12 protein-coding genes and 1 riboswitch are annotated in these 12,963 nt (G+C 64.6%); of the genes, 6 read left to right on the forward strand and 6 right to left on the reverse strand.

The window, feature by feature from the left end; translation table 11 throughout:
- Positions 1-42: 42 nt before the first annotated feature.
- A riboswitch (SAM riboswitch) is annotated at positions 43-158 on the reverse strand.
- Positions 159-355: 197 nt separating this feature from the next.
- From E4P29_RS03075 to E4P29_RS26245, 4 genes are all read left to right on the forward strand, one after another.
- Complete coding sequence (locus E4P29_RS03075; protein WP_245154137.1) at positions 356-4,300, forward strand: Pls/PosA family non-ribosomal peptide synthetase; 3,945 nt, start codon at positions 356-358, stop codon at positions 4,298-4,300.
- A 6-nt stretch (positions 4,301-4,306) separates the two neighbouring features.
- Entirely contained in the window at positions 4,307-5,644 is a 1,338-nt protein-coding gene (locus tag E4P29_RS03080) for a M1 family metallopeptidase (protein ID WP_135041748.1), read from the forward strand.
- 107 nt (positions 5,645-5,751) lie between these two features.
- A complete protein-coding gene (locus tag E4P29_RS03085) occupies positions 5,752-6,204 on the forward strand; it encodes a hypothetical protein (RefSeq protein WP_135041750.1) in 453 nt (150 codons plus the stop codon).
- A 380-nt stretch (positions 6,205-6,584) separates the two neighbouring features.
- A complete protein-coding gene (locus tag E4P29_RS26245; RefSeq protein ID WP_245154119.1) occupies positions 6,585-7,214 on the forward strand; it encodes a DDE-type integrase/transposase/recombinase in 630 nt (209 codons plus the stop codon).
- Between the two features lie 49 nt (positions 7,215-7,263).
- Here E4P29_RS26245 and E4P29_RS03095 read toward each other — a convergent pair whose 3' ends face one another.
- Complete coding sequence (locus E4P29_RS03095; RefSeq protein WP_135041754.1) at positions 7,264-7,884, reverse strand: hypothetical protein; 621 nt, start codon at positions 7,882-7,884, stop codon at positions 7,264-7,266.
- A 99-nt stretch (positions 7,885-7,983) separates the two neighbouring features.
- Between E4P29_RS03095 and E4P29_RS03100 the strand changes: the two genes are divergently transcribed.
- Positions 7,984-8,658, forward strand: coding sequence for a DUF6518 family protein (locus E4P29_RS03100; protein ID WP_209205275.1), 675 nt, complete (start codon positions 7,984-7,986; stop codon positions 8,656-8,658).
- On the opposite strand, the gene E4P29_RS03105 is transcribed toward E4P29_RS03100, so the two are convergent.
- Together E4P29_RS03105 and E4P29_RS03110 are read right to left on the reverse strand one after the other, a co-directional pair.
- Complete coding sequence (locus E4P29_RS03105; RefSeq protein ID WP_135041756.1) at positions 8,655-9,905, reverse strand: MFS transporter; 1,251 nt, start codon at positions 9,903-9,905, stop codon at positions 8,655-8,657. The genes E4P29_RS03100 and E4P29_RS03105 overlap by 4 nt on opposite strands.
- On the reverse strand, positions 9,902-10,558 hold the full coding sequence (locus E4P29_RS03110) for a GntR family transcriptional regulator (protein ID WP_135041758.1): 657 nt from the start codon (positions 10,556-10,558) through the stop codon (positions 9,902-9,904). The genes E4P29_RS03105 and E4P29_RS03110 overlap by 4 nt, the downstream gene beginning before the upstream one ends.
- Before the next feature lie 155 nt (positions 10,559-10,713).
- On the opposite strand from E4P29_RS03110, the gene E4P29_RS03115 reads away from it, so the two are divergent.
- On the forward strand, positions 10,714-11,853 hold the full coding sequence (locus E4P29_RS03115; protein WP_135041760.1) for an epoxide hydrolase family protein: 1,140 nt from the start codon (positions 10,714-10,716) through the stop codon (positions 11,851-11,853).
- A gap of 8 nt (positions 11,854-11,861) precedes the next feature.
- Here the strand turns inward: E4P29_RS03115 and E4P29_RS03120 are convergent, their stop codons facing one another.
- The 3 genes from E4P29_RS03120 to E4P29_RS03130 all read right to left on the reverse strand — a co-directional run bounded on the left by E4P29_RS03120 (position 11,862) and on the right by E4P29_RS03130 (position 12,939).
- Positions 11,862-12,059, reverse strand: a complete 198-nt coding sequence (locus E4P29_RS03120) for a hypothetical protein (protein ID WP_027494394.1) — start codon at positions 12,057-12,059, stop codon at positions 11,862-11,864.
- 113 nt (positions 12,060-12,172) lie between these two features.
- Positions 12,173-12,583: a DUF2752 domain-containing protein gene (locus tag E4P29_RS03125; RefSeq protein WP_245154120.1), complete on the reverse strand. Its 411-nt coding sequence runs from the start codon at positions 12,581-12,583 to the stop codon at positions 12,173-12,175.
- Positions 12,584-12,588: 5 nt separating this feature from the next.
- Complete coding sequence (locus tag E4P29_RS03130) at positions 12,589-12,939, reverse strand: plastocyanin/azurin family copper-binding protein (protein ID WP_135041762.1); 351 nt, start codon at positions 12,937-12,939, stop codon at positions 12,589-12,591.
- Between the last annotated feature and the right edge of the window lie 24 nt (positions 12,940-12,963).

Here is a 12,963-nt window from a genome sequence, read left to right on the forward strand (position 1 = left end):
CCTCACGTTCGAGGGACCCGCAACGGAAGATATTCGTGAACGAGTCCGCGCTTGCCGCACCGATTGTTCGGCGTCAGCCTGGTCGTCACCCGGAGCACCCCACCGCGAAGGAGGGTTGCCGACCAGCAAGCCGGGGCTTGATGCTGGTACTCGTGACCGTGGACAAGACACTGGCAAACCCACCATGGCTTTGTCAAGCCGGAGCTCACTCCGACACAGCAGTAGGATCTCCGCGGTAGGAAGGCGCGCTCGTTCACCTGCTGGCAAACAGAACGTGAGATAACCAACGGCGCTGCTGCTCCCCCAGCACCACGAGAGTCATTTGCCAACGAACGAGAAGGACACCCGGTTGCCTGTGCACCAAGAGAACGATCTGCCGGGTTCGAGCACGGATATCGCACCTGCTCCGGCCGCGTTTCTCCGCTCGCCCCTTGCCCCGCCGGCCCGCACACTGATCGACGTTCTGCGTGAGACCGCCGATCGCTTTCCGGACGCACCCGCGATCGACGACGGCACGGTGTCGGTCAGCTACGCCGAATTGCTCGACGACATCGCCGAGGGTGCCCAGTGGCTCGCCGACGCCGGTGTCCGGCGCGGCGACCGCGTCGGCATCAGGATGCCGTCGGGATCCTTCTCGCTGTATGTCGCAATTCTGTCGATCCTCGACGTCGGGGCTGCGTACGTGCCCGTCGACGCCGACGATCCGGAAGAGCGCGCCGAACTGGTCTTCGGCGAGGCTCAGGTGACGGCCATCGTCACTGCGGGCGGTATCGCTGCCGGCACCGCGCCGAAACAGGACCTGCCCGAACTGGGTGCCGGTACTCCGGTCCCCGAGCTGCCCACACCCGAGGACGACGCGTGGGTGATCTTCACCTCGGGTTCGACCGGAACCCCCAAAGGTGTTGCGGTCAGCCACCGTAACGCCGCGGCGTTCGTCGACGCCGAGGCCCGGATGTTCCTGCAGAAGGATCCGCTGGGACCAGGCGACCGAGTGCTCGCCGGCCTGTCGGTCGCGTTCGACGCCTCCTGCGAGGAGATGTGGCTGGCGTGGCGGCACGGTGCCTGCCTGGTGCCCGCCCCGCGCTCCCTGGTGCGATCCGGCTTCGACCTCGGTCCGTGGCTCGTCTCCCGAGACATCAGCGTCGTCTCGACGGTGCCGACGCTGGCGTCACTGTGGCCCGCGGTGGCACTGGAAGCGGTGCGGCTGTTGATCTTCGGCGGCGAAGCATGCCCACCTGAGCTGGCCGAGCGGCTCGCCGTCGAAGGCCGGGAAGTCTGGAACACCTACGGCCCCACCGAGGCGACGGTCGTCGCGTGCGCGGCCATCATGGACGGTAAAGGCCCGGTCCGCATCGGATTGCCGCTGGACGGGTGGGATCTGGCGGTCGTCGACGCCTCGGGCACTCCGGTGGCGGTCGGCGAAGTAGGCGAGCTCGTCATCGGCGGCGTGGGCCTCGCCCGGTATCTCGATCCGGCCAAGGACGCCGAGAAGTACGCGCCCATGCCCTCTCTCGGGTGGGACCGGGCGTATCGCAGCGGCGATCTGGTGAAGCTCGAGCTCGAGGGACTGTTGTTCCAGGGCCGGGCCGACGACCAGGTCAAGCTCGGTGGGCGACGCATAGAGCTGGGCGAGATAGACAATGCGCTGCAAGCACTTCCGGGCGTCGGCGGTGCGGCCGCGGCAGTCCGCAAGACCGCTGCGGGCAACTCGGTTCTGGTGGGATATCTCGCCAGTACCAATCCCGACTTCGACCTGGAGGCCGCGCGCGCCTTGCTGGCCGAGCAGTTGCCGTCGGCGCTCGTACCGCGGCTCGCGCTGGTCGACGAGATGCCCACACGTACCTCGGGCAAGGTCGACCGTAATGCGTTGCCGTGGCCGCTGCCCGGCATGGCGGGCGCATCGGCGCTCGGAGGTACCGCGGGGTGGGTGGCCGAGTTGTGGACCAACATCCTCGGCGCTCAGGTCAACGACGAGAACGCCGACTTCTTCGCCAACGGCGGCGGTTCGCTGTCTGCCGCGCAACTGGTGACGGCATTGCGCGAGCGGTTCCCCGAGATCACCGTCGCGCAGCTCTACGATCACCCGCGGTTGGGTTCTCTGGCACAGTATCTGGACGACCTGAAGCCTGTCGTGGAGGCAATCCCCCGCGATGTGGCACCGACGTCCCGTACCGCGCAGTGGGCCCAGATTCTGGCGACCGTTCCGTTGACGACGCTGACCGGGTTGCAGTGGGTCACCTGGCTCGGCCTGCTGTTCAACGTCATGGCGTGGTTCGACGACGTGCCGTGGGCTCCGACGCTGTCGTGGTGGTGGATTCTTCTCGCGTTCGTCCTGTTCATCACCCCGGTCGGGCGCATGGCCATCTCGGTGATCGGCTCGCGGATACTGCTGGCGGGGTTGAAACCGGGCGCATATCGACGCGGCGGCAGCATGCACATAAGGCTTTGGGCGGCAACGAGATTGACCGATGCCAGTGGCGCGTCCAACCTCTCGGGTGCACCGTGGATGGTCTATTACGCGCGCGCCCTCGGCTCGAAGATCGGCAAGGGCGTCGACCTGCACACCCTGCCGCCCGTCACCGGCATGCTCGAGCTGGGCGACGGCTGCTCCATCGAGCCCGAGGTGGATCTGTCCGGGCACTGGATCGACGGCGATCTCGTCTACATCGGCGGCATCGAGATCGGTGCGGGTGCCACTGTCGGCGCACGCTCCACGCTGCTGCCCGGAACCAAGGTCGGCAAGAACGCGGTCGTCACCGCCGGCTCCGCCGTCGTCGGACGGGTGAAGGCCGGGCAGATGTGGTCCGGTTCGCCTGCGCAGAAGGTCGGCAAGGCCGATCATCCGTGGCCGGCGGAGACCCCACCGCGCGCCACCAAGTGGGTGTTCGCCTACGGCGTGGCGTCGTTGTTCCTCTCCGGCATGGCCCTGTTCTCCATCGGCGTCAGCCTGGTGTTGATGGGCTGGTGGATTCACACTGCAGACTCCGTGCTGGGGGCCTTCGAGCGCGGCTTGGTGATGTTGCCCGTCGCAACGATGGTGTCGCTGGCGGTGTTCGCCATGATCACCGTCGTCGCGGTGCGGTTGCTCAGCATCGGACTCGTCGGCGGATACCACCCGGTGCGCAGCCGTATCGGCTGGCAGGTGTGGGCCACCGAACGCCTGATGGATTCGGCGCGCACGTTCCTGTTCCCGCTCTACGCGTCGCTGCTGACCCCGCATTGGCTCCGGTTGCTGGGCGCGAAGATCGGCAAGGACGTCGAGGCGTCGACAGTGCTGATGATTCCCAAATTCACCACCGTCGCCGACGGTGCGTTCCTCGCCGACGACACCATGGTCGCGAGCTACGAACTCGGCGGCGGCTGGATGCACCTGGGCGACGCCAAGGTGGGCAAACGGGCGTTCCTGGGAAACTCAGGAATGACCGGGCCGGGGCGGACCGTCCCGAAGAACGGTCTCGTTGCGGTGCTGTCGGCAACCCCGGACAAGGCCAAGTCGGGCTCGTCGTGGCTCGGTAGCCCTCCGGTTCGGTTGCGCCGTGCCGCAGGCAGCGCCGACTCGTCACGGACGTTCGATCCGCCTCGTAAGTTGAAGATCGCGCGCGCACTCGTCGAGACGTGCCGACTGATTCCTGTCGTCGTGACATTCGGCATCGGGCTCGGAGTGTTGTTCGGACTGACCGCCGTCGCCGACACCGTCGGCTATTGGTTGGCAGCCTTGGTCAGCGGCCTCGTGCTGCTCGTCGCCGGCTTCGTGGCTGCGGCTGTGTCGGCGGCCGCGAAGTGGCTGTGGGTCGGCCGGATCGGCAAGACCGACCATCCGCTGTGGAGCTCGTTCGTGTGGCGCAACGAGGTGGCCGACACGTTCGTCGAGACCGTCGCTGCGCCATGGTTCGCCCGCGCTGCCGAGGGCACCGCGGTGCTCAACATGTGGCTGCGATGGCTCGGGGCGGACATCGGCCGCGGCGTGTGGTGTGAGACGTACTGGCTCCCCGAAGCCGACCTCGTGACGTTGGCCGACGGCGCGACGGTGAACCGAGGGTGCGTTGTGCAGACGCACCTGTTCCATGATCGGATCATGTCCATGGACACCGTCGATCTCGGCAGAGGCGCAACCCTGGGACCGCACTGTGTCGCTTTGCCTGCATCGGGTATAGGTGATGGTGCGACGGTGGGGCCTGCCTCCCTGGTGATGCGCGGCGATACGGTTCCCGCGCATACTCGTTGGCAGGGCAATCCGATCGCGCCGTGGGCCAAGGGTGATCCCTTTCCGCGGATTCGCGACGACCGAAGCGAGGGGTGATCTACCGTGCCGGACAGGCTCGTGGCACCGGTGTTCGACGTCGACGCCAACGACAACCCACTCGATACCTACCTTCCGCAGAACGGCAATCGCGGTTATCGCGTCTCGCGGTACGAGCTCGACCTCGAGTACAAGGTCGAGAGCAACCGTTTGACGGGCAAGGCGAAGATCACCGCGGTCACCACGGCGACGGTGTCGAAGTTCGCGTTGGACCTCGGTCCGGCGCTCAACGTGTCGAAGGTGTCGGTCAACGGATCGCGTTCGGTGAAGTTCAGCCACCAACGGGGCAAGCTGAAGATCACCCCTGCCAAGCCCATCGCGTCCGGGGCGGCACTGGTGGTGACGGTGGCCTACGGCGGAACTCCCAAGCCGATCAACGGATTCTGGGGCGAGGTCGGCTGGGACGAGCTCACCGAAGGGTCGATCGTCGCGAGTCAGCCGAACGGTGCCGCGTCGTGGTTTCCGTGTGACGACCACCCGGTGTCCAAGGCCAGCTACGGCATCACCATCACCACCGACTCGCCGTACTACGCGGTGGCCAACGGCACGTTGGTACGCAAGCAGACTCGGGCCAGCCGGACCACGTGGGTGTACGAGCAGCCCGAGCCGATGGCCAGCTATCTCGCGACCATCCAGATCGGGCCGTACGAGCATCGCGTCGTCAGCCCGGGGCCGGTGCCGATGAACGCGATCACGCCGCCGCGGCTACGAGCGCAGTTCGACCACGACTTCGGCCGTCAACCGCAGATGATGGACACCTTCGTACGGCTCTACGGCCCTTACCCTTTCGCGGCGTACACCGTGGTGGTGACCGACGACGATCTCGAAATCCCGGTGGAGGCGCAGGGCCTGTCCATCTTCGGCGCCAACCACTGTTCGGGTTCCCGGTACTACGAGCGCCTGGTCGCACACGAATTGGCGCACCAGTGGTTCGGCAATTCCCTGACCCTCGGCAAGTGGGCAGACATCTGGCTGCACGAAGGATTCGCCTGCTACTCGGAATGGATCTGGGCCGAGAACTCCGGCGGCGCAACGGCTCACGACAAGGCCAAGCGTGCTCACACCATTCAACGAGGGCTCGCGATGGATCTGCAACTCACCGATCCCGGGCCCGCCCGCATCTTCGACGACCGCGTCTACAAGCGCGGCGCACTGGCCTTGCACGCACTGCGACGCACCATCGGCGACGAACGGTTCTTCGGCCTGATCCAGGAATGGACCTCCAAGTACCGCTACTCCACCGTGGCGACCGCCGACTTCACCGACCTCGCTTCTCGCTTCGGTTGCCCCCGAACCCTGTGGGACGCATGGCTTGTGGATACGCAATTGCCGTCGTTGCCGTAGGTCCAGCGGGCAATCGGCTCCCCGGTTTCAGAAATGTGCCTCCGATCCGTTCCTTGCCAGGATGGTCGTGAGACATGTCGGGCAGGGTTGCGGGGAAGCGAGGACAGATGATCGACGTCGAAGTTGGGCGTACACCGACCGGCAACAGATCGTTCCCGATCGCGTTTAAGGTCGAGTTCATTCGGCAGTGGGACGACTGCACCGAGTGGGGAGCCAAGACTGCGTTGTTGCGTGAATACAACCTGCCCAAGTCGACAGTGAAGTCTTGGCTTCGATCGCGCGACAATGGGACGCTGACTGCAGCAATGGTCAAGGCGGCGGACAAGTCGAGGTTCAAAATGGAAAACCGTGAGCGCGCTGAACTGGCACGACTTCGTACCGAGAACGATCAGCTCAAGAAGAAGGTCGCACAGAGTGAAGCTGTGCAAGAGATCTTGGGAAAAGCATACGAGCTCTTGGAAGGGATGACCACGAGCTCGGACGAGGGCCCCGACATCCCGGTGTCGGGGATGAGTGCGACGGAGTACGCGAGCTGGCTTCACCGCAAAGGCTTGTCCTGACCGACACCGTCCGATCCCTGCATTCTGCAGGTGTGACGGTGGCGGCGGCATGCGCGTCGGTCGGCCTCCCACGATCGACGTTCTATCGAATCTCTCAGCAGTACAGCCATTATCGAAGGGTTCCATCACCGGTTCCGCACGCCGACCGGCACCAACCGGCGGCATTGACCGGAGCCGAGAAGGCCGATGTTCTGGCCGTCTTGACAGACGAACAGTATGCGAACCTGTCTGTCGTCCAAACATATTGGCGTGCACTCGACGCCGGGAAAGTGTCGTGTTCGCAACGGACCTTCTATCGGATAGCTCGATCCGCCCGATTCGTCGGCGACCGGCGGCGATGCAAGTACAACACTGGAAAGCATTCTCGCAGAACGCCTATCGTGCATGCCGGTGCAGTCGGTGAACTGTGGTCATGGGATGTCACCGAACTACGAGGGCCACGATACCAAGATCGATACAAGTTGTACGCCGTGATGGACGTGTTCTCCCGCTATCCGGTTGCTTGGCGAATCGAGTATCACGAGAAAATCGATCACGCTGTTTCCATGTTCACCCAAGCGTGGGCAACCCATGGCGTCCCCGGTACCGTCCACGCCGACAACGGCTCGGTCATGCGATCGGGTCCGCTGATGGCCGCACTCGACTCGGCAGGTGCGTTCGCCTCTTTCTCCCGCCCGCGGGTCAGTGACGACAACCCGTTCTCCGAATCACTGTTCAAGACAATCAAGTACGACCTCGACTGCCCTGTTCAGTTCGAGAGTATCGACCATGCACGGGAGTGGACAAGGGCGTTCTTTCATCGCTACAGCACCCAGCACCGGCACAGCGGGCTAGGCCGATGCACACCCGAACAAGTGCACACCGGCACAGCCATCCAGGTGCGCCGACAGCGTCAACTCACCCTCGACCACTACTACCAACAACACCCCAACCGATTCCGGAAACCACCACAAGCACCACCACTACCAACTGCCACCGGAATCAACACCCACCTGTCTCAGACAGGTTGACAACTACCGGATCAGAGGCATATTTCCGAGTCTGGGGGGCCGATTGTCGTCAGCGATACCCGAGCGAGACCGCGAGGCCTGCCACGGCGTAGCCGTACAGCGCGACCGTCGCAGATGCCTGTCGCCAGAATCCTTGCGGGAACGACGCCGCCCATCGTCCCTTGCCGTCCAGTTGTAGATCGCAGGGGAAGTCGCTGATGACCATCGCCGAAGCCGGTTGTTTCGAGTGTGCGAGCACCACACCGGTGGTGAACGGCAGTCCCCGAACGAACAGGTGACCACGCGCATCCCCCGCTCGATAGCGCACCGTAGATTCGGTCAACGGTCCTGTGTACCAACGCCGTTGGACGTTCCACCCGGTGGCGTGTGCGAGTCGAAGATTGCGATCGCCGCGTAGTGCCGTGTCCACGGTCTCGACGTCTGCGATCACTCCCCAGCGCAGCATCGACACCCACGAGGCGACCCGTCGGTAGCGAAACACCAGAGCCCCGATCAGAACGATCGCGAACATGTACGGCACCAGCGCGGGATACCTCGACCAGCATGCGGCAGGCACGATCACCGCGACGAGAAACCAGTACGATTCGTGTCGATTCCAAACCGTGGCACCAACGATCAAAGCTGTCGGGGGCACCCGATACGGCGGGACCGTGCGCGAGGACTGCACCATGATGGCGCTGATCCTAGAGCCGAACCGGTCAACGCGCACCCACTCGCGCAGTGCCCCGTCTGTTCGGAGAACGGCACGATGCCTGCGTACCATCCCCTGATGGCGAAACGGTGGTGGGGACTTGTCATTGCAGCCGCGGTTGCTGTGGCTCTGTTGTCGCTCGCCTCGAACGTCACGAGCGAAAGCCAGTTGTCCGCTCAGGCGAACACGTTGCTGGCCGTGCGCTCGACCTTCAGCAAACTGCTGAATTCCGGTGCCGTGTGGGCCGGCCTGCCTATCCTGTCCGGCTGGCTGGTCCGACGTCCGCTGCACGCATTCGCGGCGGGGATCGTTGCGAGTCTGCTGGCGTTGGTCGTGCACTACGGTGTCGGGCAGCTGTTCGGGATGTTCGACGAGACCGTGTGGGCGGGGAACCGGATATGGTTCGCTCTCGCCGTTGTCATGGGCGGCCCGCTGGGCCTGGTCGGGGTCGTAGCGCGAGCCGGTGGCCTCCCGGGATCGATCGCGCGGCTCGTCGTCCCCGCCGGCGCGATCATCGAGCCGTTCTTTCGGGGCATGTTCAGCGTGCCGACGCTACTGCCGTGGCCCGAGCGTGTTGCCAGTGTCACCGCAGGCATAGTTCTCGTGGCCACCGGAATTGTGGGTGCCGCGGAGCTGATCCGCCAACGACGAAAGCAACTCCAAGCGCACAGGAAATCCAAGCATCCGGGCGCGGATCGACCGCATCCCAACGACATCGTCAGTCAGCACCACGGCGACGCGCACGACCCCTAGGGCAGGTGAGCGGACGTCTTCGATCGCACCACCAGACCACACAGTGCCGCCATCACCGCGCCGAATCCGAAGATGATCGGATACGTGACCACCCCTGGCCAGGTCTCGGTCAGCGCCGACAGCACAGCGGGCACCGCGAACCCGAGATACGTCAGCGAATAGAACACCGCGGTGAGGCCGGCGAGGTCGTCGGGGCCCGCAATGCGTTGCACCTCTTGCAGACCCGAGACCAGTGCCATGCCGTATCCGCAACCGAGCACCGCTGCGGCGATCAATGCCGCGGCGATGGTGAGCACCGACGCCGCCCACGCCGCGACAGCCATACCCGCAACCAACAACGACAGTGCGACGAGAGCGCCGCGCGCATTGGCGGGTGTGTCGATCCGACGCCCGACAGCCTGGATCGCGAAACCGGAGCCGAGGGCGATCACCGCCATCGCCGCGGACAGTGCGACAGGGTAACCGCCACCGGGCTCGTCGGCCAACGCGTCGGCCATCAGAGACGGCAACACCGCATAGGCGACGCTGGCTGCGCCGAAAACCCATGGGGCCAAGGGCAACACGACGAACAGGAAGCGTCGATGCGATGCCGATGGAATTCTGAGATCGTCGAAAAGACTTTTCCGCCCCGATGAGGCTGCGGCGCTGCGTGTTTCCGGGACCGACAGCATGCCGACGAACGCGGCGATGCAGATCAACACGTGCACGCTGTACGCGAGATGCGTAGGCCAGGGTGCCCACTGCGCCAGCACACCGGCGACGCCGGCTCCCAAGGCAAATCCCGCCGTCAGAGACATCGCGGCGCGGCGCGCTCCGGCACCGGGCTTGGCGGTGGCGTCGCGACTGGAAAGTTCCTTGACCCAACTGCCACCGACGGCCATACCGATTCCGAGCGCGATGCCGCTGAGCACTCGTCCACCGAAGAGCATGTAGGCGTTGTCGGGGCCGAGGGCGATCAGAATCGACCCGGCCGCGGCAATTGCGGGCGCGGGCAACATGATCGGGCGTCGACCGAGCCGGTCGGACAACGGACCACAGATCAGCATCGCCGGAATGATGCCGAGAACGTACGCGAACAGGAACGTGTCGACCACCACGGCAGAGAAGCCGTGGTCGAGTCGATACATCACCAAGAGCGGTGTGAATTCGTTGCCACCCCAGGCGACGGCGAACATGCCGACGGCAACCAACAGCCAGCGTTTGGCCGTCGTTTGTCGGACGTCGTCGTCGATCATTGCCTCGGTCATCGTGTTCCCCCTCTGTCTGTGCGCAAGCCGTGCACCCTGAGCATGTGTTGTTCGACGGCTCGCTCGAATTCGTCTGCGTCCCCGGCTTCGATCAGGTCGGCGAGTGCGCGATGGTCGTCGACGATGCGGGAGATCTGACCCGGGTCACGGGTCAGGGATGCCGCTGTCATCCGCCGCTGTCGCTCGCGAAGTCCGTCGTAGAACGCGTCGAGCAACGGGTTGTTGCCGGCACGGACGACGGTGCGATGGAAATCTGCGTCGGCGGCACTGAACTCCGCTGCGGTGCCGTCGACTGCTAGCTCGTCCTGGATTCGCAGGTTGTCGCGCAGCTCCTCCACCACTCGTGCGCGGGCATCCGCATCGCCGATGAAAGCGCGAACACTGCCGGCCTCGACCAATCGCCTCGCGTCGACGACACTTTCCGCCTCACCCACGGCAATGGGAACGACCAGCGCCCCGCGCTTGGGATACAGGCGCATCCATCCCTCGACCTGTAGGCGAAGGAACGCCTCGCGGACCGGTGTGCGGCTGATCTCGAGCCGCGTCGCGATCTCCCCTTCACTGACGAGCTCACCACCGGGAAGTTCCCCCGAAATGATGAGCTCCTTGACAGTCAGGTATGCCGTATCAGCGGCAGATCTCGTCTCGGACACAACATAGATACTAGATGCGCCTCAGCAGTCCGCCAACTCGGGACCATCCAAAGTCCACTCGAGGCAAAAGCGACTGCCGAGCTTTACATCTTCAGGGCGCTGAAACTCGTCGATTCAGGTCTATGGGTGTCCGCAATATGCGCGACCGTACTTCCATGACCATCACGGAGTCCCCCGTCCCGTTCACCGTTGACATCCCGCAGTCCGAACTCGACGACCTGGCACGACGCATCCGCGACGCCCGCCTTCCCGAACCTCTGGGCACCGACGACTGGACAACCGGTGTCCCCATCTCCGTCCTGGAGTCCATGGCCACAACTTGGATCGACGACTTCAGCTGGAAAGAGGTGGAAAAGCAGCTCAAGTCGTTCCCACAATTCCTGGTGGAGATCGACGGGCAGCGCATCCACTATCTGCACGTGCGATCACCGCAGGCCGATGCCACACCGATACTGCTGTGCCATGGGTGGCCAGGGTCGTATCTCGAGTTCCTCGAGCTCATCCCGCTCCTCACCGAACCGGATGGCGTAAACAGCCGTCCATTCGACGTAATAGTTCCCTCCGTCCCCGGATTCGCTTTCTCCATGCCGCTGTCCGACGACGGGTGGACCACCGAGCGTGTGGCAAAGGCGTTCGTGGAGTTGATGAGTCACCTGGAGTACGACTCGTACGTCGTGCAAGGTGGCGACTACGGTGCCGGCGTTGCACCTGCGATGGGACGGCTCGATCCCGATCACTGCACCGCCATTCACGTCAACGGTTCGATCGGCGCACCCCAGCAGGCGCCTGACGATCAAGAGCAAAAGCGTTGCACCGAAGTCGAACTGGATCGCTACCGCCGCGTAGCGGACTTCTTGCAGTCCGAGTTCGGGTACATATCCATCCAGTCGACGCGGCCGCAGTTGATCGGTGCCGCCATGACCGACAGTCCCATCGGTCAGCTGGCGTGGATGCTGGACAAGTTTCGTGCGTGGACATATCCGTTCGACGCGGAACCGGACAGACGCATCCTGGCACACGTCACTCTGTACTGGCTCACTCGTTGCGCCGGTAGTGCTGCATACACCGTGTACGCAGCAGATTCCGGTGCCTGGGGCGAGAAGACGCAGAAGCCGTCACAACCGGTGGGTGCCATCATGTTTGCGCACGACATCGGCATTCGGCACCTCGCGGAACAAGAATTCCACATCGTGCACTGGACGGAAGTTCCCGATCACGGTGGGCACTTTGCCGCGATGGAGAACCCGGCTGAGTTGGCGGCGGATCTGCGGACTTTCCTCGGCGCGTTGAAATAGGAGCTAGGTCAGGGCACCCAGTGCCTGGCGGCGATGTCGTCGATCACCGGGTCGCCGTCGGGGGCCGCGTCCAGTGCTTCGAGGTCGTCGCGCAGTGCGTTGAGGCGGGGGTCGTCGCCCTCGGCCTGCTCGGCGGCCGTGCCTCCGTCGTCGGCGATCTGGGCGAGCAGTTTCGCTCGCACCCGATCTCGCAGTGAGTCGCTCATTCGTCGTCACCCTTCTTGAAGACGCGTCGGGCCGTGGGGATGAGCGCGATGAGCACGCCCAGCAGCACGATGATCGAGAAGATTTGCAGCAGCACAGCAGCCTCCTAGGGGGGTCAGGTCGGGGCGAGGGCAGTGCCCCACGAAGTGTTGCGCACCACGGTGAACAAGACCAGTAGGGCAACTCCGACAACGACGGTCGGGCGATTCGGGCGAGGCAGAGTCAGTGGTGTCTGCGTCCATCGTGCTCGAAGCCACGCGGCCCAGACACCGACCGCGACGACGCCGAGCAGCACCGCCACGACGTTGCTCGACGCGGCAGCTGCTATATCCCCGCGAGTGAGGTCACCGAAAGCTCTGGTCGCGCCGCATCCCGGGCACCACAGTCCGGTGAGGGCGTGGAACGGGCACGGCAGGTACGTCGAGGTTCGGGGATCGCGGACGTGCAGCAGCACAGCACCGCCCACAGCGGCCATACCGACGCCGAGAGGTGCGGCGATGCTGCGTCCTCGGGTCGGCGTGCTCACGATGGTCAGGCCGGTTCGACGATGATCGTCGCGGTCATGTCGGGGTGCGGGGTGCAGTGGTAGGTGTAGGTGCCCGCCGTGTCGAAGGTGTGGGTGAACTGGCCCGTCTGCATCAGTTCGCTGCGGAACGATTTGTCGTCGGCGACGACATTGTGTGCCATCGCGCGGTCGGCAAAAACCCAGGTCACGGTCTCGCCCGCAGTGATCGTCAGAGACTGCGGCGTGAACATCCGATCGGCGACGGTCACCTGGTTCTCGGCAGCGGGCTCGGCGGGTGCGGCCGGGGTGGTCGAGGTGGAGCAGGCAGTCGCGGCCAATGTGATCGACAGTGCCGCGAGCAGTCCGAGTGCCTTCATGACGTCGACGGTACCGAAGCGGCT

It is taken from the genome of Rhodococcus sp. 1R11 (genome assembly GCF_004563845.1).
Taxonomy (GTDB): Bacteria; Actinomycetota; Actinomycetes; order Mycobacteriales; family Mycobacteriaceae; genus Rhodococcoides.